8 protein-coding genes and 9 pseudogenes are annotated in these 23,481 nt (G+C 48.7%); 3 read left to right on the top strand and 14 right to left on the bottom strand.

Annotated features, from left to right (window positions below; all coding sequences use genetic code 11):
* Positions 1–507 precede the first annotated feature (507 nt).
* The 6 genes and pseudogenes from JCM11969_RS17650 to JCM11969_RS06770 form a co-directional block, all read right to left on the bottom strand.
* Positions 508–675, bottom strand: coding sequence for a hypothetical protein (locus JCM11969_RS17650; RefSeq protein WP_156319284.1), 168 nt, complete (start codon positions 673–675; stop codon positions 508–510).
* A complete protein-coding gene (locus tag JCM11969_RS06790) occupies positions 672–1,049 on the bottom strand; it encodes a TetR/AcrR family transcriptional regulator (protein ID WP_054709704.1) in 378 nt (125 codons plus the stop codon). The genes JCM11969_RS17650 and JCM11969_RS06790 overlap by 4 nt, the downstream gene beginning before the upstream one ends.
* 83 nt (positions 1,050–1,132) lie before the next feature.
* A pseudogene (locus JCM11969_RS06785) lies at positions 1,133–2,367 on the bottom strand (multidrug efflux MFS transporter).
* 338 nt (positions 2,368–2,705) lie between these two features.
* The gene (locus tag JCM11969_RS06780; protein WP_065901025.1) at positions 2,706–3,494 is read right to left on the bottom strand and encodes a DUF975 family protein; all 789 of its coding nucleotides are present in this window, start codon (positions 3,492–3,494) and stop codon (positions 2,706–2,708) included.
* Between the two features lie 281 nt (positions 3,495–3,775).
* Positions 3,776–4,100: pseudogene (locus JCM11969_RS06775) on the bottom strand (AzlD domain-containing protein).
* Positions 4,087–4,793: pseudogene (locus JCM11969_RS06770) on the bottom strand (AzlC family ABC transporter permease). The pseudogenes JCM11969_RS06775 and JCM11969_RS06770 overlap by 14 nt, the downstream one beginning before the upstream one ends.
* A gap of 215 nt (positions 4,794–5,008) precedes the next feature.
* Here JCM11969_RS06770 and JCM11969_RS06765 point away from each other — a divergent pair.
* Positions 5,009–6,018, top strand: a pseudogene (locus JCM11969_RS06765) (aldo/keto reductase).
* 633 nt (positions 6,019–6,651) lie between these two features.
* Here JCM11969_RS06765 and JCM11969_RS06760 read toward each other — a convergent pair.
* From JCM11969_RS06760 to JCM11969_RS06730, 6 genes and pseudogenes are all read right to left on the bottom strand, one after another.
* A pseudogene (locus tag JCM11969_RS06760) lies at positions 6,652–8,872 on the bottom strand (alpha-galactosidase).
* Positions 8,873–9,545: 673 nt separating this feature from the next.
* Positions 9,546–11,453, bottom strand: a pseudogene (locus JCM11969_RS06755) (sugar MFS transporter).
* 284 nt (positions 11,454–11,737) lie between these two features.
* Positions 11,738–14,325 (bottom strand): annotated as a pseudogene (gene ppdK, locus JCM11969_RS06750) (pyruvate, phosphate dikinase).
* 590 nt (positions 14,326–14,915) lie between these two features.
* On the bottom strand, positions 14,916–15,527 hold the full coding sequence (locus tag JCM11969_RS06740) for a helix-turn-helix transcriptional regulator (RefSeq protein ID WP_054709700.1): 612 nt from the start codon (positions 15,525–15,527) through the stop codon (positions 14,916–14,918).
* Between the two features lie 192 nt (positions 15,528–15,719).
* Positions 15,720–16,696: pseudogene (locus tag JCM11969_RS06735) on the bottom strand (aldo/keto reductase).
* A 336-nt stretch (positions 16,697–17,032) separates the two neighbouring features.
* Positions 17,033–17,494, bottom strand: a complete 462-nt coding sequence (locus JCM11969_RS06730; RefSeq protein ID WP_054709697.1) for an AP2 domain-containing protein — start codon at positions 17,492–17,494, stop codon at positions 17,033–17,035.
* A gap of 242 nt (positions 17,495–17,736) precedes the next feature.
* On the opposite strand from JCM11969_RS06730, the gene JCM11969_RS18200 reads away from it, so the two are divergent.
* Both JCM11969_RS18200 and JCM11969_RS06725 read left to right on the top strand, forming a co-directional pair.
* Positions 17,737–17,892, top strand: a complete 156-nt coding sequence (locus JCM11969_RS18200; protein WP_169790389.1) for a hypothetical protein — start codon at positions 17,737–17,739, stop codon at positions 17,890–17,892.
* Between the two features lie 87 nt (positions 17,893–17,979).
* Positions 17,980–19,512, top strand: a complete 1,533-nt coding sequence (locus JCM11969_RS06725) for a multicopper oxidase family protein (protein WP_054709694.1) — start codon at positions 17,980–17,982, stop codon at positions 19,510–19,512.
* A 659-nt stretch (positions 19,513–20,171) separates the two neighbouring features.
* Here JCM11969_RS06725 and JCM11969_RS20685 read toward each other — a convergent pair.
* Both JCM11969_RS20685 and JCM11969_RS06715 read right to left on the bottom strand, forming a co-directional pair.
* Positions 20,172–22,765, bottom strand: a pseudogene (locus JCM11969_RS20685) (ABC transporter permease).
* Between the two features lie 9 nt (positions 22,766–22,774).
* Positions 22,775–23,476: an ABC transporter ATP-binding protein gene (locus tag JCM11969_RS06715; protein WP_054709692.1), complete on the bottom strand. Its 702-nt coding sequence runs from the start codon at positions 23,474–23,476 to the stop codon at positions 22,775–22,777.
* Between the last annotated feature and the right edge of the window lie 5 nt (positions 23,477–23,481).

Below are 23,481 nucleotides of genomic sequence, written 5' to 3'. Positions count from 1 at the left end.
GTGAGAAACGCTGTTGTGTTGGGGATTGGATAGAAAAAGCGTTCAGAATGGTTTTCTGAACGCTTTTTTCTAATTTATTTTTCTATTGGTAATTGCTTAGGCTGGGAAAGTGTGTGGTTAGTGAGTGTTTTCTTGGCAAGAATGCCAAAACGTGTTCCACAAGCGGGGCTAACGTGTAACGGACTCTGGCAAAAAAGTCAGACCCAGGATTGTACTTTCTATCAGCCGACTGGTTACGGCTACTGACTTTCTTGGCAACCGTGCCGAAACGTGTTCCGCAAGGCAAGAGGCGACCATGTAACGGTCTCTGGCAAAAAAGTCAGACCCGGGATTGTGTCTTTTTGGTCCGCCGACTGGTTATGGTTACGGCTTTCTTGGCAACCGTGCCGAAACGTGTTCCGCAAGGCAAGGGATGGCCATGTAACGGACTCTGGCAGAAAAGTCAGACCCGGACTTTTCTGCCAGAGTCCGTTACATTCTGCCCCTTAACCGCCTTGCTCCACACTCTTACTTTGTCAACTTCCCCAAAATATCCGACATTGTATCTTCAAGCTCTTGCTTATCGATTTTTTCAACGTCGTTTTGCACATAATACTCCATGACGCCCATCATCATGCCTTCTACGACACTGATCATGAGGTCTGGGTGCTCCGCCGTTACCATGAGTTGGATCATTGGGTCCGTGTCCGTTGGAGTCTCCTTGACCCTTCTATGGACATATCCCACAAAATCTGGTTTAAGATATCATTTAAGTTTGACCGGCTTTGGCGACTTGGTGACAAGTGCCGCAACAGTGGCCAGTATGCTTCCACATAATTCACAAATTGGTTCATCAGCGCTTGGTCTGGAACCGATTGGCTGATGGTGCTTTCAATCGCGTTAAACAGCAGGTCGTTTTTGTCCTTAAAATACCGATAAAAGGTACTGCGGGTCACAAAACTGGCATCCGATACTTTTGAGACACTGATGGTGACAAAATACTGTTCTGCTAATAAGTCTAAAAACGCAGTAATAATTTGATGCCGCGTCCGTTCTTGTGCTCTGCCCATAAATTGACACTCCTACTTATTAATTTAATCCAAATTCAATTTTACTGAATCGCTGTGACGCTTTCAAGTGATTGTCTCGTTTCTTACGCGGTTTTAACCGTTTTCCGGTCGTGGCGATACGCCAATCCCACGACTGCCAAGTTAATGAGAACCAATCCAGTAGTCATTAAGAAAACGTAACGGTAGTCTAGAACACCAGCTACAAGTGAGGCAAGCATTGGACCGACAACCGACCCAATGGCCTGTGAGGACTGGTTGTAACTAAAGATTCGACTGATGGCTTCCGACGGTGTATCCAGCGTCATGACCGTTTGGGTAACTGGTAGTAACGCTGCATCCGAAATCCCCACCAGAAACCTGAAGATGCCCAGCGTGAACACACTCGTCACAAAGTACATCGGCAGGAACATGCAACCGCAGAAAATCAATCCGGCAATGAGCACCTTCTGTGGGCCAATATGATCACTTAGCGCCCCAAGCCGGGAAGCGGCCAGCAGAGTGGCAATCCCGGGCAGCGCGGCAATCACCCCACTGGTCATGGCAACGTTGCCGTGACCATGCATCAGTTCTTTCACAAACAAACTGATAATGGGATTGATCGACGTTGTTGCGGCTTGAATCAGCATTGATGAAATAATCATCGCCCAAACAATACTCTTGTGTTTGATGCCCGCAAACGCGTTTTTATTGGCCAACGGGTTGTGCACGTCCATCGGCTTAAAGTCTTCCTTCACGAAGAACAGCGTCACGATTGTCGCAATAAACATCAGGCCCCCAAAAATAAAGAATGGCACTTGATATCCGAATAAGCCGGCAATGTAACCACCAAAAATTGGGCCGATCAATTGACCGCCGATATTGCCAGTAGTGAGCGTCCCCATCGTCTGACCGCTCTTATCATTCGGTACCTCACTAGCAATCAGCGCATACGCGTTGTTGATGTAGCCCGAAAAACAGCCCTGTAATAACCGCAGTCCAATCAGGACCCAGACGTTTGGCGAAAAGCCCGTTAACGTTGCTGTAATGGTCATCCCAGCTGCCGCGCGCATCAACATGGGTTTCCGGCCAGTCCGGTCAGCCAGTTTGCCCCAAAGCGGGGACACGATGGCTTGACTTAAAAACGTGACCGAAAACGCCAACCCGGCGTATAAGTCAGTTGAAACTTTGAAAAATGATCCATGGTGCTAATAAAGAGCGGCAAGAATGGCAAGCTCATACTAGCACCGGCACCCGTAATAAAGTTACCCAGCCACAGCGCATACAGGTTTTTTTGCCACTGTGGCTTTCGATTTGTGTCAGCCAATTTTTCTCTCCTAATTAAATTAATCCTGATTAGTGTATCATGGATTAACGTTTGAGATAAGGGCGGTCAGAATCGAGTTTGGGTTGTAACCGTACCACTGACTGGCTAAAACAAGACACTCGTCTTAATTTCTAATCGTTAAAATTTGTTTGCTTGGCTACCTTGCCGAAACGCGTTACAGAAGGCAGAGGGCTACAGCGTAAGCCGACTCTGGCACAAATGCCAAACCCGGCATTTCTGCCAGAGTCGGCTTACGCTCCGCCCTCTAAACGCCTTCTTCCACGCTCTGCCTCACAAAAAAGACCCGCTGGTGACACTTAAACAAGCGTACGAACAGGTCTTTATTTTTGCTACTAGTCGTCCTTCGGCGTATCAGTTGGTTTATCAGCATCTGGTTGGTTATCAGGCGCCGTTGTCTCATCCGTCTCTGATGGTGTGTCACCATCGTCGGCAGTCGTTTCATCGACTGGTGTTTCTTCACCAACGACCGTTACGGGCTCGTCCGTGGTCTCACGCTGACCATCAGCTAGGTGCACGTAATAGTTTGCCATGGTCTGCTGATAGTATGGTTCTACCCAGAAGAATGGCAAGATAACGATACATGACAGCCACCAGAGAATGAAACTCAGTTGGAGCACAAAGTACTCTGCCTTGTGTCCGTCCATCATCTCACGACTCTTCGTAATGGCTTCTAAAAAGCTGATCTTGTGGCCCTGGTCTAAATAGTCACGATAAATATAAATCGCTTGAGAATAAGAAAAGCTCTTAATAATACCAGGAATAACAAATAGCAGTGACCACAGGAACGTTAAGATGAACATGACGATCGATAAGCCAATCGTCCCGATGAAATAGTCCCCTCGGTTGGCGATGGTAAACGACTTGCTAACGGGCGCTTCATAGTCCCCGACCCCACGCGCAAGGTCAATCATGACAAAGGTGATACCGACCATGAGCAATGAGCTGGCAAACGTAATGATCCACGACCAAGACAAGGTCTGGGTGTTATCAACCCGCTCAATGGTCTGGGTAATGCCTGAGGCAATATCCAAAATATAAAATGGTAGCAACAAGACCAAGTAAAACTTAAAGTGTCCATTCAATAAGTCCTTGGCCTGTGCCTTTAATTCAGCACGATCCATGAGTCTTCCCCTTTCAAAACTTCACTGTGTTTTAAGTGTACCAAACTTTTTTCAAAACCCCTAGTAACTAGACGATGTCAACGATGCTTAGATTTTAAGACACGTACTATTCCCTGATATAACACCGTTTTTCAAAAATAACCTCCCTCATAATAGTGCCCTTACCAAGCCCTTCAAGCAACCATTAATTCCCCTTAAATTTGTCGGTAAATAGCTGGGTTCACGCCTTAATAACGCAAAAAAGCCTGATTCGTTTTTTTAAACCAGACTTTTTTCAGCATCTACATCACGAATTTGATGACACCCAGTGAAATGACGCCGACGATCACAATGATCATTAAATTTTTAGAAATCACCGCGCTAATAACGGTTGGCACACTCGCAATGACATTTTCAACATTGAGACTTGGCAGCGATCCTAAATGTTGCACGAGGAGACTCTCTACAGAGCGCTGTCATAATACTAATTGGCACAAAGCTGAGAAAGTTGACCACGATCTTGGGTAACGTAAACTTCTTCAATAACACGAACGGCAGGATTCGAGAAAGCCAGGTCACCAGACCGCTGAATATAATCACCAGTAAAACGTACTTATCTAAGGACATGTTTTAAAGTCACCCCAAACGTGCACCCTAACAGGGCAGCAATTAATAGTAGGATATTTTCTGGAATAACCGCGAGTCCAAGGTACATTACCACGGCCACAAAGCCACAACGCCCAGTTGAATCCCCAACCGGATCGTTTTGTCAGTAATGATCTGCAAGTACAGCAGCCCAATGAACATTGCGACCAGCGCAAACCCAAGGCCAAACTGTTCCGGATTCGTAATGAGATTACCAAGCGCCCCACCGATACCAGAGGCGGCAAACCAGGTCAAATAAGCCGTTAAGTTGGCGCTATTAAACCACGAATAGGAAAGCCGGTGGTCCGTGTAATTCAACTTATTCATACTCAACGCAAAGGTCTCATCGGTCAGCAATGTCCCGATCCAAACGTTCCGCAATAGACTTTCCTTTTTCATGTACGGCGCGATAACGGTGCTCATTAGTATCATTCGCGAATTCACCAGAAAAACGGACAGGACGATGGATAAAATATTAGCGTGCAGCGCGGCCATGCTGACGATTACAAACTGGGCTGACCCCGCATATGTAATGAGTGACATGAGTATGATCTCCAGCACACTCAAATGGTTGGACTGGCCAATGATCCCAAATGCTATCCCGATGCCAATGTAGCCGAATGCAGTTGGAATCGTGTCTTCAAACCCGACCCGGGCAGTTAATTCACCGGTCATTTTCATCATCTTAATTTAGTCATAGTCCTATCTTATGGGACGAGGGTCAGTCATGTCAACGGTAATTGTCGAATTGATCATCCAATTATCGGGCACGAGTCTAGGATAAGATTAATATTCAATAAGAACAGTTATTTCTGGCAAAGGTCGTCCCAGCAGTTTACACAAGTGTATACTGAATGTAACCGATTTCTTATTATGAAAGGGGAACATTCATGTATACAGCAAATCCAACCCGTTACGACAAGATGGTCTACAATCACCTTGGCAATAGCGGTCTTCAACTCTCCGCCCTTGGACTCGGGCTATGGCACAATTTTGGCAGCGTCGATCCGTATGACAATCAGCGCGCATCATTCAACAGGCATTTGACCTGGGCATTACCTACTTTGACCTCGCCAATAACTATGGCCCCATTCCCGGCAGCGCTGAAGAAAATTTCGGCCACATTTTGGCGACTGATCTTAAACCCTACCGCGACGAGATCGTCATCGCTAGCAAAGCCGGCTACGACATGTGGCCCGGCCCGTATGGGAACTGGGGCTCGCGCAAATCGATCATTGCCAGCGCGGACCAATCCCTGAAACGCATGGGACTGGACTACGTGGATATTTTCTACACGCACCGGCCAGATCCTAATACGGACGTCTTTGAAACGGCCCAAGCGCTTGACACCTTGGTTCGTCAAGGTAAGGCACTTTACGTGGGAATCTCAAACTATAACGGCGCCCAAACCGAAGCCATTATGAAATGCTTCAAGGAGCTGCATACGCCGTTTGTGATTCACCAGCCGCGCTACAACATGTTTAACCGGCAACCAGAAACTGACCTCTTCCCCGTTCTGAAGGCAAACCATAAGGCCGCGGTCGGCTTCAGTTCTCTGTGTCAGGGCCTGCTGACTGATAAATATCTCAACGGCATCCCGGAGAATTCCCGAGCTGCCAGCAGCAACAGCCCATTCCTGCACCCAAGTCAGGTTGAACAGACCTTAAAGACCGTCAAGGCGTTAAACGAGGTGGCACATGCCCGTAACCAAACCTTGGCAGAAATGGCGCTGGCATGGAACCTGCGCAATCCAGAAATGGCCTGTGTCCTGATTGGGGCTAGTCGACCTGAACAGTTGTTGGATAATGTGAAGGCACTGGATAACCTGGCGTTTTCTGATGATGAGTTGAGTGAGATAGATCGGATTTTGGGGGAACAGGATGGGGTGAACTGGGGCTAGAGTGTGGAGCAAGGCGGTTAAGGGGCAGAATGTAACGGACTCTGGCAGAAAATCCTGGGTCTGGATTTTTTGCCAGAGTCCGTTACATGGCCGCCCCTTGCCTTGCGGAACACGTTTCGGCACCGTTGCCTAGAAAGTTGTCGCGAGAACACCTTCAGAATCAAGCCACGCAATTCTGAATTTCATAGATTTAAATGAATTAACTTATATTCAAAGAATTATCGACAAATAAAAGTCAAAAAAAGGAATCAGGCAATTGCTCGATTCCTTTTTTGGCTGTAAAACTGTAATTTATATTTGCTATATTACCAAAATTACATAATTGGCAAGCCGATGGATTTAACTGGCATTTATTTAGAGAAGTCCTTGCGATGTTGTCCTATGCTTCATAGCCGAAACGTGTTCCAGAAAACAGAAAGCTGCGTGTAAGCCAACTCTGGCCAAAAAGTCAGACCCGGACTTTATGGTTTTAGCTCTCGTGCCGTCCTTGCGACGTTGTCCTATGCTTCATAGCCGAAACGTGTTCCGCAAGGCACGGGGCTAACGTGTAACGGACTCTGACCAAAAAGTCAGGCCCAGAATTTTCGGTCAGAGTCCGTTACACACCGCCCCTAAACCGCCTTGCTCCACACTCTAAACTTCATCCACCAAAAACAACCGCGAACTAAAATCCGCATCCTTCCGTGAACCAGCCGTCCCATCGAAATTATGGTCCAGAAACAATCCTGCGTTCATCAGTTCGTCACCGTAGTATGTCCGCTGACCCTCATTCACGCGATACTGCTTATCTGGATCCAGCCCCTTCAGCTTCAATCGCAGATATGGTGCGTTTGGTCGGTTCAAGATCTGATACCGCACAGCGATGGCATGGCTCTTCGTTTCATCGACTGCGATCCAGCTCATCACGTTATGGTCCTTTTCAAACGGACTAGTGATTCGGTACAGTTTCCCGAACTGGAAAACGGACCGATGTGCCTTATAGAACGCGACCTGGTGCTGAATCGTTGCACTGTCGGCTACTGATAACTTGGAGATGTCCAGTTCATAACCGAAAGCACCGAAGAACGCAACGTTCGCTCTTGTTTCAAGTGGCGTGTACCGGCCAATCTGTTCGTTTGGCGACACCGACACGTGAGCACCCATCATCGACTGCGGATAGCCATACGAGGTCCCATACTGAATCTTGATCCGCTCAACGGCATCCGTATCATGCTAGTCCAAGCTTGAGGCGCGTAGTACATCATCCCAAGGTCAAACCGCCCGCCACCAGAAGCGCAGGATTCAAACAACACATCAGGAAACGCCTTTGTCAGTCGCTCATACAGTTGGTAAACGCCTAAAATGTAACGGTGCGGCAACTCTAACTGTTGATCCACTGGCAAGCTGCAGCTAAACAACTCTGTGATGTAGCGGTTCATATCCCATTTCACATAGTCAAGCTTCGTATCCGCCATGGCCTTGCTCATCATGTCATACAAGTAATCCACAACTTCTTGCCGACTAAAATCAAGGACGTATTGATTCCGACCCGGCGTCATTCGCCGATCTGGCGCGTGAATCACCCATTCTGGATGCGTGCGATACAGCTCACTGTCAATCGAAATCATCTCGGGTTCAAACCAGAGGCCGAATTGGAGCCTAGGTGATGCACCTTCCCCGCAAAATCGCCAATGCCATTGGGTAACTTGCTGTGGTCAACGAACCAATCACCTAACGAGGTGTGATCATCATCACGGTGACCGAACCAGCCGTCATCCAGCACAAACATTTCAATGCCAAGTTCCTTTGCTTTACGCACGATCTTCAGCAATTTTTCTTCATCGAAATCAAAGTATGTCGCTTCCCAGTTATTGACTAGAATCGGCCGTTCCTTCTTCACATACTGTGAGTTCACTAAATGTTCTGAATAGAACGTCGCCAGTTGTTGACTCAATTGGTTCATCCCGTTCGCAGTATAACTGAACACACACTCAGGCGTCTGAAAACTCTTGTCTGGCATTAACTGCCAAGCAAACGTTTCAGGATTGATACCAACCAACACACGTGTCGTGTCATAGTGATCCACTTCGACTTGATCTAAGAAGTTCCCAGAATAGACAAGGTTAAACCCAAAGACGCCGCCAGCATCCTCAGTCGTTTCCGGTCGGGCAAGCATCATAAATGGATTTTGCTGCGGACTCGAGGATCCACGAACACTGTCAATGGCTTGAATGCCTGAGCGCAAGTGCGTTCGGATCAGATGACGTTCACGCGCCCAACCGCCTGAGAATTGCACCATATCATAGTCGGCGTCAGGCAGGTCTAACTGCCCACTCAAGGCACTGTTGAGTGTCACGGCATCAGTGCCGTGGTTGAGGAAGGTTGCGCTGCGCACGATCACATCCTGATTGGGAAAAACCGTGTAGTTTAACGCAATCTCAAGTTTCGTCACTTCGTCATGCAGATAAATGACCAGGGTCTCAACATCATCACCACTGTCGTCAAAGGTCGAAGGAAAGCCCGTTAAACGCTGTTTGCCCTGTTTAACTTCATAGTGATCGTAAATAAAATCAGTGATCCGGCTGCCATTTGTCTGTGTTACCTGATACGCTGGCCGGTGATAATCACCGGTACCAAACGCGGCGTACTCTTGTTTGATTGCATCCAACTGATACGTTGGCTGGTCTAACGCATACGCTGGCATGGAGTTTTTCAGCTCACGCTTCGTTAAATTCGCGTACTCTGGCCGAACATGAACCTGACTGCCATAGTACAACTGGCCTAACTGACCGTTAGCTAACACTTGAAAAATATAACTTGTAGTTGCTGTCTGTAAGTGGAATAACTGGTGTGCTTCATCAACATGAATTGCCACAATGATTCCTCCTAAAATTTATTTACGTCTCCATTATCAAGCCAATTACCCCTAATCTCAATCCTGAAATTAGGGGTAATTGGTGGTTAAAGCTCTAAATTACCGCTGCGTTGCGCTGTTCGGCCCTGCCGGCTGAGGTGGGGTCGCTTTGGGGGAGTTGTTGAATGTCTGTGTAGAAATTCAAGTATCTCAACGTCTCCCGTATTAGTAACCGACCAAGATACGGTCGCCAACTAATACCGACACCACAGCCTGCAATGCCGAACAGCTCCACTACGCTACATTGTGGAACTGTCCCAGCAGATAACAACCCAACAAATTTCTATCGTCCATTCAGGTGATGAGTTGTCATTACTTCCCCGAACAACGTTTGAAGCATTGCTGTCCATAACCTTAGTTGCAGTCGAGGGCGGATTCTCTTCGAACTCGGGTTGCTGCAATTGGTCATGCTTAATCAGCGGTTAAAGTAAGCGCTATGTGAGTGGAATGAAGCAATTTGGCACGGCATCGTGGTGTCGATGGCACTTGATGGCCGTATTTTGGCCATTTAGTGCCATGCGAGTCGAATGAGATCCACTCGAGAGCTGCGCAGCAGAAATCGAGTTAGCTCATTCGCGAGCCACTTCGATGCCGTGCCAAATTGCGGAATGCAACGCACTCTCCCCTGGATTAATTAATCCGTTGAAACAGTCAGCAGCGTTTCCCCATGGGCAATCAAACCAGTTACATGTGTCAGGGCGAGATTCTTGGCGTGGTCGGTCATGACGACCATGACGGTGTCATCGTACCCGGCTTTTTCAATGGCTGGCCGCCAGAATTCAATCAGGAGGTCGCCCTTTTTAACGTGCTGATTCTTTTCAACGTAGGACACAAATCCAGTACCGCGCATGTTGACTGTGCCAATACCAATGTGGATCAGGGTTGCGACACCGTTTTCCGCTACCAACCCAATTGCATGCCGCGTCGGGAACGTCACCTTCACATCGCCGTCAAAAGGCGCATAGATGCGACCATCACTTGGTTTGATGGCAATCCCCTGACCCATCTTACCAGAAGCGAAGTTTCATCTGAAACCGTGTTGAGTGGGACTAACTCGCCGTCGATCGGTGCTGCGTAGTCAAGAGCGATCGCACCATCCGTAGCGCTAATGAAGTCCACGTCTTCCCCTAATGTCTTGCCCCAGGTCTTTTCAAGTTCTTCAACGATCTTAGCGTGTTCCGCTTCATCAGGGTCACCTTCTTAAAGAAAATGAACGTCCCAAGCAGGACAAGCGCTAATGGCACACCAAACATCATAAGTTTAAAAACCGTGTGACCGTGCGTTGTAATGTTAGAAGCTGAGGCGCCGGCAGTCATTCCTGCCCAAACAGCTGTCAGCCCAACGACACCGTTGGAAATCGCGCCACCCATTTTGTCCAGTAGCGGCCGAACAGAAAGTGTCAGTGATTCGTCACGATGGCCGAACTTTAACTGGCCGTATTCAACAGAGTCGGTGATGATCATCAAAACGACTAAGAAAACGAGTGGTTGTGGAATGTAGAACAACACTGCCGCGAGGAGGACAAGGGTCAATGAGTTGCCGGCAAATAAGAAAATGGCAAGGGCAACGACCATGATACTGATGGAAATAAAGAACACGTTTCGTCGACTGAACTTCTGCGCCATTGGTGGGAAGGCCAGCACGGCGAAGATCCCGATCACTGCGTTGATGGAGGCCAGAATACTAAACTGCGATGCATCCCCTAAAATGTAGGTGAAGTAGTAGAGTTCCAGCGCGTTGGTGATCTGAATACCTGACGTGTACAGTGCGTATGTCAGTGATAACCACATTAACTGGTCGTTTCGGGTCAGTACCTTTAAGACGCCTCTAAACGTGGTCTTCTCCTTGTTTTTCCGCAACTCTGAATGTTTTTCCTTCGTTCCTAGGCCAACAACAACGGCCGAGACAAAGGACACCGTCGCAACGACCAGAGCAAAGGCGAACCAACCGCGATTGTCCCCCTGACCATTGTTGGACACTTGTGAGAACATCAGCACAATCGGCATCACCATAATACCGACAATGTTGGAGCCGATATTGGACCCCACCCGCGCATAGGTCGCGGTTTTTTCACGTTCCCGCGAATCAAAGGAAATGGCGGGAATCATGGACCAGAACCCGACGTCTTTAAACGAGTAGAAGATGTCCATCGTGATGTACAGAATGGTAAAAATCACCAGGTACAACATTGGGTTGGAGCGTTCAGGCCACCCATGTTCGTAAATAAAATGGCGATCGTAATGGCACTGATCAGGCCACCGCCAACGATCCACGGCTTGAAATTACCCCAGCGCGTCGACGTATTGTCGATCGTGTTCCCAATGAATGGGTCGATGGCGAGTTCAACGAACCGTAAGATCATAATGATCAGCGTGATATACCCGATCATTTTGGCCCCGTTAGCGCCCGAACTCTTATCGAACAGGTGCGCCGTAACGAACATAATGAAGTACGTTGACAGTGTTGCGTAAAACATATCATGACCAAACGCCCCAAACGCGTATGAGAGACGTGAGGTAAGGACTTGTCCTTTTCTTTCCATGAGAAACTCCTCTAACTAAACAGTATTGTGGTTCGCGTGAATAATGTGGTGCAAATAAGTGCAACGCGGTACCGATAATAATGGGCTGTCGCAGGTACCGCGAGTGCCTGCTAGGCTGCATCACTGCAGGATAAGCGGGCGTGGGCTTGTAGCTGACTGTTACCGACAACATCGTTTATTAGAAGGTTCCTAACACAAGTGTAATCGCTTTCAATCAACTTAACTCCTCCTGATCAGACAGTGGCCTTCTTCAGGGCTTGCGTCGCCTTTAGGGTGGCCTGTGCCTAAGCTAGGCGTGCCACTGGGACCCGGTAAGGCGAACAGGATACATAGGTAATGCCAATGGTGTTGAAGAACCCAATTGATGCCGGGTCGCCGCCAACTTCGCCACAAACGCCAATTGGCAATTCGGGCTTGGTACTGCGCCCCTTTTCAATGGCGATCTTCATCAACGCACCAACCCTTCAACGTCCACCGTCTGGAACGGATCCGCTGGCAGGATACCCTGCTTGATGTATTCAGGCATGAATGAGCCAACGTCGTCACGTGAGTAGCCAAAGGTCAGCTGAGTGAGGTCGTTTGTCCCAAAACTAAAGAAGTCCGACGCTTCAGCAACCTGGTCTGCGGTCACACAGGCCCGCGGCATCTCCATCATCGTGCCAACCGTGTACGCCAATTTAAAGTCCTGGTCAGCCATCATCGCTGTTAATTGATCTTCAACAAGCTGGCGGACCCATCCCATTTCTGACTTCGAATCGGTGAGCGGAATCATGATATGCGGGTGCACTTCAAGCCCCTCATCATGGAGTCGCAACACTGCCGTCATAATGGCCCGAACCTGCATCTGATAAATGTCCGGGAAAGTAACCGCCAGCCGGTCGCCCCGATGTCCCAGCATGGGATTCAATTCCTTCAGGGCGTTGGTACGGTCGCGTAATCGTTCGGGCGTAATGCCGGTTTGGTGCGACACCGCCTGGATCTCATTTTCATCGTGTGGCAAAAATTCATGCAGCGGCGGATCAAGCAGTCGAATCGTAACTGACTTATCGCCCGCCAATTTGTACAACTGGTAGAAATCGTCCTGCTGCATCCGTTGCAGTTCAACCAACGGCGCCTTTCTGCCTTCAGCATCCTCAGCTAAGATCAACCGGCGCATTTGCAGGAGCCGTTCTGGTTTAAAAAACATGTGCTCCGTTCGCGTCAGCCCGATGCCATCAGCATCAAAATCGAGCGCTTTTTGGAAATCTTGCGGCGTATCCGCATTCGTATAAACGCCCATCGAGGCTGTGTCCTTGGCCCAGTCTAGCAGGGTCGACAGGTCGCCCTTCACCGTGGCATCACTGGTTGCTAACTGACCTAAATACAGGTCACCAGTGGTACCGTTAACCGAGACCCAGTCGCCTTCGTGAATCTCTTGATGATTCACTACGGCCTTTTTCGCCTGGTAATCAACCGTGATCTCATGAGCACCAACCACCCCCGTCGATCCCATGCCACGAGCAACCACCGCTGCGTGCGAGGTCATCCCGCCACGGGAAGTCACGATGGCTTTGCTGGCAATCATCCCCTCAATGTCTTCCGGCGAGGTGTCCTGACGCATCAAGATCACCTGTTTACCCGTTTCAGCAGCAGCCTTTGCTTCAGCAGCCGTGAAGTAAACTTGACCAGTCGCAGCGCCTGGTGACGCTGGCAGCCCAGTAGTGAGCACAGTTTGTTTGGCTAGGGTTTCTGGATCGAATTCAGGGTGCAACATTGCTGAAACAGACTCTGGATTGATCCGTAATAGTGCTTCCGCCTCGCTGATGAGTCCCTCATGCACCAAATCAACCGCAATTTTGACTGCCGCATACGGCGTTCGTTTCCCATTTCGCGCCTGCAACAGGTAGAGCTTGCCGTGTTCGATCGTAAATTCCAGATCTTGCATATCGCGATAGTGCGTTTCCAGTTTGGTCGCAATCGTTGCGAACTGGGCGTACATCTCCGGCATCTCTTTTTTGAGCACATCGATCGACTGCGGGGTTCGAATCCCGGCCACCACGTCCTCGCCCTGCGCGTTCAGCAGGTACTCGGCGAACAGCTGCTTCTCGCCGGTTGCGGGGTTACGGGTGAAGGCAACGCCAGTTCCGGAATCCTCACCAGCGTTCCCAAAGACCATTTCTTGAACGTTCACCGCAGTCCCCAGGTCTTCAGCAATATGATTTTGTTTGCGGTAGACCTGAGCCCGGTGGTTATTCCAGGATTCAAACACCGCATTGATGGCGGCCAATAGCTGGTCCTTAGGCGCCTGTGGAAACTCGGGGACGTTATCCGTGCCATACAGTGCCTTGAATTGTTGGACGATTTGTTTAAGGTCCTCCGCTGTCAGTTCAAGGTCGCTGGCATAGCCGTGCTGCTGTTTGATGGTGGTAAGGATCTGGTCAAACCCATCCTCGGACAAGCCGTACACCACATTGCCGAACATCGCAAGCAAGCGGCGATAACTATCGTAGGCAAACCGCTCGTTGTGCGTCAGGTCAGCGAGTGCGACAACGGTCTCATCATTGAGACCAATGTTTAAAATGGTATCCATCATCCACGGCATCGAAATGGCGGCACCGGAACGGACAGAAATCAGCAACGGCTCAGTCTGGCTGTTAAATGTCTTGCCAGTAACCTGTCGCAGCTGATCCAGTGCGGTATCCAGCTCCGTCAGTAACGCGTCACTTAGCTTCTGGTGTTCTTGATAATCATGACAAGCTTCCGTTGTTAGCGTGAAGCCGTGAGGGACTGGCAAACCCAGGTTGGTCATCTCAGCAAGGTTGGCACCCTTCCCGCCGAGCAACCCACGCATATTCATATTACCTTCCGAAAACGCATAGATTTGTTTTGTCATATAATCACTCTTTCTGCAAATAACACGTTATATTTTCCTGATTACACTTTATATTAAACGTGATTAAAAAACAAGGTATTTTCGATAGAAGATGCTTCAAGCGTTGACATAATGGGATATGTAAATTTTAGAGGTGGTTTAATTATTACGTTATGTTTTTGGAAACAACTAACTGTTATGACATTATTATTGTTTGGTTGGGAAATAGCGGTGTTTTTCATCGCACATTTTTGGCGTTTAGTTGTTTTCAAAGGGAAAATAAAAGCGCATGCGATTGGATTCGCATGCGGCTTTTTGACTTTTTGATTGTGATAATTCTGATTTACTTGGGTTGATGGCTTTCTTTGCTGCTTTGCCGAAACATGTTCCGCAAGGCTGAGGGCTACTCGTAAGCAACTCTGGTCACAAAAGTCAGACCCGGATTTCCTCGCCATAGTGCCTGTTGCGACGAGCTTTCTGACCTCATAGCTGAAACGTGTTCCGCATGGCTGAGGGCTACTGCGTAAGCAACTCTGGTCAGAAAAGTCAGGCCCGGACTTTTCTGACCAGAGTTACTGACGCTCCGCCCTCAAAACGCCTTGCTCCACACTCTATCCCTGCTCAATAAAATACTGAAAAATCCGATTCTTAGTAATTCTTCCAACCAATTTTTGCGGATCCTGCTTATCCACGATTGGCAGTGAATCCACCATATGTGTCAGCAACAACTGTCCCACCGCTACTAGCGTCATTTCCGCTGTCACCGTCACAATGTTTGGCATTCTTGTCATAATGACACTCACCAGCATCGACTCGGCGTTGTTGTTATTAAAACTGGCCCTTAGCAGATCCTTTCGTGACATCAGACCCACTAACCGGCCGTCCTGATCCACGACGTACAATGAGCCAACATCGTCTAAAAATAACTTGCTGACTGCTTCCGCCAGCGTTGCGTTATCCCGAATGGTCACTGGTGCCTGCATAATATCCGCAATTGGTTTTTCAAACAGTTCGCCGTAGTTTAATCCGACCTGTTGTTCGCCGCGATACACATAACCCACCTTGGGTCTGGCATCTAAGATCTCCACGGCCGTTAACAGTCGCAGATCACCACGGATCGTTGGTACGCTCAGATTAAGCTGGGTTGCAATCTCTTCACCAGTCAACGGGCTGGTTTCCTTTAACATTTTGATAATGGTTTGTTGCCGTTCTGTGAGTTCCACAATTCCGCCCCCGCGTCCTGCTGTCGTAACGGATGATCCGATTCTCTTTATCCCGGCAGCACATTTAATACCGCAATTATAACATTATTATGACGTTCTATTACAACTGATTCCTCATTTTGAACCAAAAATAACCGTGACCCTCGCTGATAGCGGGATTTCACGGTTACTAAGAGTTAAACTACAACTAGTTTACCAGAGATAATCAACGGGATTCTTAATTTCGGCATCGTAAATATCTTGAACGATACCCATTTCCTCAGCCGACAATGCAGGTAAATCAGATGCCCGCGTGTTGCGCTCGATTTGGCTTGGTGTGCTGGCGCCCGGAATGACGGCAGATACAGCATCATACATCAAAATGTAACGGAGTGCCTTTCCAGCGAGATCATCAGTCCCAAGCTTAGTCTTTAAGTCTTGGGCGGCTTTCACACCAGTCAAATAATCAACCCCGGAGAAGGTCTCACCCTTATCAAATAGCTCACCGTTTCGGTTGGTTGTCCGATGATCTTCGGGACCGAATTGAGTATCAGCCTTAAATTTACCCGTCAAGAGGCCACTGGCCAGCGGCACACGTGCGAGAATGCCGACGTTATTTTTCTTTGCGAGGTCAAAAAACAGCTTTGCTGGACGTAATCGGAACATGTTGAAGATGATTTCAACTGCTGAAATGTCATAGTCCATTGCCTTAATGGCTTCTTCGACCCGTTCAACACTGACACCGTAATTTTTGATCTTACCACTCTTTTTCAGATCGTCTAAGGCAAAGAAGACTTCCGGATCGTAGTAACTCATCATTGGCGGACAATGTAACAGCACCATATCCAGAGCATCAACGCCCATATTTTCTAATGATTCATCACGTAACGACGCAGGTGTTCCGGGTTGAAATGTTCGGCAGTCAACGGCATTTCCTTACGGCCAATCTTCGTCGTAAAGTGCACATCTGGATGTGCGGTGACAAACCGCCCCACAGCCTGTTCACTGTGCCCGTCCTGATAGCCATCCGCTGTATCAAAGAAATTCACGCCCTGCGCATATGCTTCAGCTAACGTGTCGTCGGCATCCTTTTCACTGAATGGATCACCCCACTTGCCGCCTAATTGCCAAGTGCCAAGTGATACTTCACTAATTTTAAAACCTGTTTTGCCTAAGGTTCGATAGTTCATATTTAAGTTCCTCCGTGTATGTCTTGTGGGTCTATCATCGCACAATTTACAATTCTGTGAAAGGGGTTTCTGAAGGTGTTTTCCTTGTGTTAACAAGTGCTTTTTAATACCACACAAAAACAGCAACCTGGAGAGGGTTGCTGTTTTGTGGTGTTGGTTTGGATGTTGGTTTGTGTTTTAAATCTGGTGGTTTTGGCTTTCTTGGCCACCGTGCCGAAACGCGTTCCAGAAAACTGAGGGCTAATGCCTAAGGGACTCTGGCAAAAATGCCCAAGCCCAGGCATTTCTGCCAGAGTCCCTTAGGCTCCGCCCTCAAGCCGTTTTCTTCCACGCTCTCTACTTCAAATACACCCTCTCCGCTTCCTTCCTTGCCTCAATCGCTTCTCCCATAGTCGGGAAGCTCTTCATCAACACGTAATGCTTATGCACCATCAATCTTGCGAACCACTTGCCCGTTTGTTTGTCGAATGACACCCCCACGACACCGGACTTGTTTCTGCTTGATTGACGCACTGAGCTGTACGCCACACCTTTTTTGGTCGTCAGCTGATCCGTTTGGCCAACATAATGTTGGAACTGATCATTTTGACGCACCCGCTTTTTCGATAATTCTCGTCGTAAACAGCCGCAGCTCTTTGTTGTTCCTGAGCGTAGCCGGACCCCATCAACCACTACCCGCTCGCCACAGTCGCACTGGCACAACCACATTGCATTCTGGTTGACCGCGTTGCGACCGCCAAATTGAAGGACCACTAACCGGCCAAAGCGCCGGTCGGTCAAGTCAATTCGCTTGCTCACGATGGGTTACCTCTATTCTTTTTTGCCGTAATCAATCTGCGATACGGTTTCGGTTTTCAAGTTGACTTGAATCGCCAAGAAATATTATGACATGTCAAAAACACAATTGCAATCGCATTTTCAGGTTTTATTTCAGAATAATATCATATGAAAATTCAGGCCTTGAAACTTAGGATGGATGCGTTATAATTTGTAATGGTTCTAAACAAGAAAATGATACAGGTTAATTAAGGAGGCATTTGATGTCAAAGTTTTGGTCCTGTTTCTTTTTTGCGTTCTATCTGGTTTTGATCTGGGCTGTTTTCACGATGCACACCATGTTTGCCATGCAGCTGATGGCGATCGGTATGTTGCTGGAAGCAACAATTGGCCTTGTCCACGCCTTTCGACCTAGGTGAGCCACGCTCATTTCACTACGTCTGTGCGTTGTGTTAAATTGAAACTGATGTTGATTTAAAAATTGATTCTATACTGGAGGATTTTCTATGACAGAAAAAGTCTACACCGACTACTTCTATAACGAATCGGCCTATAACACGCATGACGGCGGCTATATTCCGCTGGAAGTGCCCGACATCCCGCAACAACCACTTCGGATTCCTGAGTTGTTAAAACCAGATCAAGAAACTGATACAGATATGTACTACACCTTGACTGCCCAAGAAGGCGAAACTCAGCTCTTACCGGGAGCTAAAACAAAGACCTGGGGCTTTAGCGCGCCACTTCTAGGCAAAGCCATTGTGATGAAAAATGGTAAGACAATTCACATGCACCTGCAAAACCATCTGCCTGAAATGACCACCTTTCACTGGCATGGCTTAAACATTCCGGGTCCAATTGAAGACGGTGGGTGTCACGCCCCCGTCTATCCCGATGGCCACCGCGACATTCAGTTTAAGATTCACCAACCAGCTGCAACGGTCTGGCTCCACGCGCATCCGTGCCCAGAAACAGCCTACCAGGTCTGGCGCGGACTTGCCGCACCAGTCATCGTCCAGGATGATGTCGAAGCCAAGCTGCCCTTCCCACGCAACTATGGTGTGGATGACATTCCACTCATTTTACAAGACCGTCACTTCCATGAAAATAATCAGTGGGATTATCGTGCGGATTATGATCCTGATGGCGTCCAAGGGCCAACACCCATGATCAACGGGACGATCAACCCGTACTTTGACGTCACCACCCAACGACTGCGGTTACGGATTCTCGATGGTGCCAACCGGCGCGAGTGGCGACTGCACTTTAGCGACGACCTTGAATTCACCCAAATTGGCTCTGACGATGGCATTTTACCAGAACCCGTCCACTTTACGCACTTAATGACGACCTGCGCGGAACGTCACGAAATCATCGTCGATTTCAGCAATTACAAGCCTGGCGACGAAGTCATTCTCTATTCAGACGACACACCGTTGGTCCATTTTAGAATTCACGAGTTCGCACCTGACCACACACAGTTGCCAGAACACCTCGTCGATATTCCAGATTACGAACCAGACTTGCCGCTACATAAGGTAGTCATGTCTGGTATGGATGAGTACGTGATGATCGACGGCAAAAAGTTCAGTATGCAGCGAATCGACTACAAGATGCCGATCAATAAGACTCAGCTTTGGGACATTACGAATACAAATGACATGGATGGCGGCATGATCCATCCATTCCACATGCACGGCCTGGCCTTTACCATCGTGTCGAGAAACGGCCACGCTCCTTACCCAAACGAAAGGGGATTGAAGGACGTCATCGCGGTCAACCCCGACGAACATGTGGTGATCAAGGTACGCTTTACGGTCCCTGGCGTCTTCATGTACCACTGCCACATCATTGAGCACGAAGATGGCGGCATGATGGCCCAGATTCAAGTCTACGACCCAAAGGACCCAGATAAGCAATACGACCTCATGGATCACGAAACCTTGATGAAGGCCTTCGCGGAGGAACGTGGTGTGGATATGAAGGACCTTTGGTTAGGTGGTATGGGGAGTTATGAGAAGATGGGGATGACGATGTAGAGAGCGTGGAAGGAGCCTCTGCCTCCTGGAACGCGTTTGGGCAATGTGAACAAGAAGCACGTCGCAAGCCCTACTCATCAGATTAAATCTCAATACACAAACCCACTTAACAGATTTGACAATAGTATCAAAGAACCCAAAAAGGTTCAGTGAAAATGCCAACCGGCACTCTTCACTGAACCTTTTTCTTTTAACAACGATTTAATTGTTTTATTCTTTTAAGTCATTTTCCAGACTCAAGGATTGCGTTAAGGACTGAGGGTTATCTCTGTGTGGTTTTTACTGCTGGCTTTCTTGGCCTCTGTGCCGAGACTTGTTCGGCAAGTAAGACTGTGTATCGGACTCTGACCAAAAAGTCAGACCCGGGATTTTGCGCCTGAGTGCTCAAGTCGACGCGCTTGGCCCTTCTCTAGTGGAAACGCGTTCCGCAAGGCAAGGGGCTAACGTGTAAGGGACTCTGGCAAAAAAGTCAGACCCGGGATTTTGCACCTGAGAGCGTAAGCCGACGCGCTTTCCCCATCTCTAGTGGAAACGCGTTCCGCAAGGCAAGGGGCTACTGTGTAACGAACTCTGGCAAAAAAGTCAGACCCGGACTTTTCTGCCAGAGTCCGTTACACTCCGCCCCTTAGGCGCCTTGCTCCACGCTCTGCCTTCACGCTCTACTCACTTGAACTCAAAGCCCCCACCATATCAATCTTCTGCAGTCGCTTATGCGTCACAAACATCACAATGGCCGTAAATGCCGCCATCAACACAGTTGCGACGATGAAACCTGTCAGATGGATCGTTAGTGGGAAAATGACCTGAGCCGTCGCCGCCTGCTTCATGATATACCCTGTCAGCAGTTCGCCGACGCCGTAGCCCACGATAATGCCGGCAATCGTCAGCACGATATTTTCGCGCACAATGTACATTGTCACTTCGTTATCGTAGAAGCCCAGCACCTTAATGGTCGACAGCTCACGGATTCGTTCCGACACATTGATATTGGTCAAATTATACAGCACAACGAATGACAGGATGCCTGATAGCAAAATGAAGATGGCCACCACCGGTTTTAGCGATCCAGACATCGTCGAAACTGTCGTCTGCTGATCCTTGGTGTAGCTGGTCCCCATAACACCACCGTGATTAATGAGCTTATGCGCCAGAGATTTACGTTGTTTGTCAGTTTGATGATTAAACTGGACCAGCAAAGTATTCATGGTTGGTGTTTCATGCAACAGCTGTTTGTATGCCGCACGGCTGAGATACATAAAATGCCCCATGTAGTTTTCGGTGATGCCCGTCACCTTAGCTGTGCCCTGCTTGTTGTCGGTGGTCGTGACCTTAATGTGGTCGCCCACTTTGACGTGCAGCAGGTCCGCTGTCTTTTCAGTGAGGACAACACCATTCTTCGGCAGCGACAATGATTTACCAGTGTTGGCGTTTCGAACCGTCACGTAGCGTTTAAACTGGGCAACGTTGTCGGGTGCGTAAATGTTCACATCATTGACCTGGTGCCCATTTGTCTTGAGGTCGCCCACGTTAGCGGCAACGTCCGTGTGGCTGTGGTACTGGTCGTTGTTGTTCAAAATCTGATCAGCCTTATCTTCCTGCCCAGCCGTGCGCAGACGCATCGTGGCTTGGTAGTGGATAATGTCGTTGTACTGTCGGGTTCCGCTGGCGCCGATTGAATCCTGAATCCCAAAACCGGTCAGGATCAGTGCGGTTCCGCCTGCGATCCCAATAATGGTCATGAACATCCGTGATTTAAATCGAAACAGGTTCCGGTAACTCACTTTTCGGTTGAAGCTCAGCCGATTCCAGAGCGGTGTGATGCGTTCAAGCATGATTCGTTTAGCCGATTTTGGCGACCGTGGCCGCATCAGGTCTGCCGGTCCTTCCGTCAGTTCACGCCAAACGACATAGGCAGCTGCACCCACCGTGGCAATCATAGAAAAGAGTAGCGCCCAGCCAATATCGCCCCACTGAAATTTCACGACCCATTTCAACGGAATGTACGTCTTGTATAAGGCCAGCACGATTCGCGGTAACGTGGTGTTCCCAATAAGAGCACCAAGTACCGTCCCAATCAGACCCGCCGTTAACGCATAGGCCAAGTAGTTTTTCGCAATAGCCCACTTCGAATAGCCCAACGCCTTAAACGTCCCAATTTGACTGCGGGCTTCTTCGACCATCCGCGTGATCGTCGTAAAGGTGATCAGCGCGGCAATGAGGAAGAAAAACACCGGGAAAACGTTGGCAATGGCCGCAATCCGGTCGGAACTTTCACCATAGGCTTGGAACCCTGGCAGATCATTGCGGTCCTGCCATGTGTAGGTGGTTTTGCCAGCGCCAGTGCCTTAGTCTTCGCGGCTTTCAGCTGAGCGGCCTCCTTGGTCAGGGTAACATCTTGTTGTCCCGCCAAATTAGCGGCACTGCCCCCCTGTTGACCGGCTTGTTGCAGCTGCTTCTTAGCAGCAGTGATTTTGGCTAACTGTTGATCAAGCGTGACAACTGTATTGCAAGAAGGGCCTTCGTCCGTGATGCTGCCCGGGGCTTGAAGACCTTCTTAAGGGCGGTCACCTTAGCGTTAACTGCGTCACTGTAACCATCCGTAAAGGTGCCCTTTGACTGCAGATTGTGAAACCCAATGTTCAGCATCATAGCCACTTTCAGGTTCATCTCACGCTGCGGGATATAGGCGAGGTAGCGCACAGTGCCATCGCCAACATCGGCCGAGCCTCGGGTGGAATCGTCAATGTACATCGGCGAATCCGCAAAGCCGACGATCTTGTAAGACCGGTGTTTGAGTTTCGCTGATTTACTGAAGGTATACGTTTGGCCGAGCTTATACCCGTCGTTGTCCTTCGCCAGTTCATCTAAAACGATTTCGTGCCCGTTTCGTGGCATGTGCCTGAGCGAAGGGACAGTTTGTTGTAGCGCGCGTCCTTGGTGTAACCGTACAACGCCACAGCGGCCTGGTCTTTGCCACCGACAACATCCTTAAACTTAACCAGCTCAGCCTTCGCACCAGCACTTTCTCAGCCAGTTGAACGTCTTTGTGCGTAAACCCAGTAGTCGAAAACGCCTGCACGTCGCTGAGTTTCGCATCCTTGACCGTTTTATCCGCAGAATCGTTTAACGTCGGACCCGCTGCCTTAATACCAACAAAAATTTGGACACCCAGCAAAATAATTAAAATGATCGCGATAAATCGGCCCTTACCGTGACTGATCTCACGCCACATGTTCTTAGTCATTGGTTTCAATCTCGTCACCTACCATTCAATCTCATCGATAGGTGTTGGGGTCGGATTATCCTCAACGCTGCGCACTTTAGCATCGTTAATGCGGATGACCCGGTCAGCCATTTTAGCGAGCGCCGCGTTATGCGTGATGATCAACACCGTTTTACCCTCTTGGCGGCTGGCGGACTCTAATAATTTGAGCACTTGCTTACCAGTCTTATAATCCAGAGCACCTGTGGGTTCATCACACAGTAACAGTTTCGGATTCTTTGCCAAAGCCCGGGCAATGGCGACCCGTTGCTGCTCACCACCGGAAAGCTGCGATGGAAAATTATCCAATCGCTCGCCCAGCCCCACTTGTTTAAGCACCGTTGCGGCATCCAACGCATCGGCTACGATCGAAGAGGCGAGTTCAACGTTTTCCTTGGTCGTTAAGTTCGGAATCAGATTATAAAATTGAAAAACAAACCCAACGTTGTGCCGCCGATATTCGGTCAGTTGTTTATCATTGAACTTAGCAATATCAGTCCCATCAATGATCACTTGGCCATCGCTTGGATTGTCCATCCCGCCAAGAATGTTTAGAACGGTCGACTTCCCCGCACCACTTGGCCCAAGGATAACGGTCAGCTGACCCTGTTCCGCTTCAAAAGAAACATCATTATTGGCAATAATTTGGGTCTCACCCATTTGATAACGTTTAAATTCATGTTTAACTTCTATGTAAGCCACGAAAA

Origin of the sequence: Secundilactobacillus paracollinoides DSM 15502 = JCM 11969 (assembly GCF_001311135.1) — a bacterium.
Classification (GTDB): Bacteria; Bacillota; Bacilli; order Lactobacillales; family Lactobacillaceae; genus Secundilactobacillus; species Secundilactobacillus paracollinoides.
The sequence above is the reverse complement of the archived record's forward strand: the minus strand, read 5'-3'. Positions and strand labels throughout refer to the sequence as shown.

Bases quoted from the DNA above. Each gene is read 5' to 3' on its own strand.
- JCM11969_RS17650 (WP_156319284.1), bottom strand. From the start codon at position 675: ATGATCCAACTCATGGTAACGGCGGAGCACCCAGACCTCATGATCAGT.
- JCM11969_RS06790 (WP_054709704.1), bottom strand. From the start codon at position 1,049: ATGGGCAGAGCACAAGAACGGACGCGGCATCAAATTATTACTGCGTTT.
- JCM11969_RS06780 (WP_065901025.1), bottom strand. From the start codon at position 3,494: ATGGATCGTGCTGAATTAAAGGCACAGGCCAAGGACTTATTGAATGGA.
- JCM11969_RS18200 (WP_169790389.1), top strand. From the start codon at position 17,737: ATGTCAAAGTTTTGGTCCTGTTTCTTTTTTGCGTTCTATCTGGTTTTG.
- JCM11969_RS06725 (WP_054709694.1), top strand. From the start codon at position 17,980: ATGACAGAAAAAGTCTACACCGACTACTTCTATAACGAATCGGCCTAT.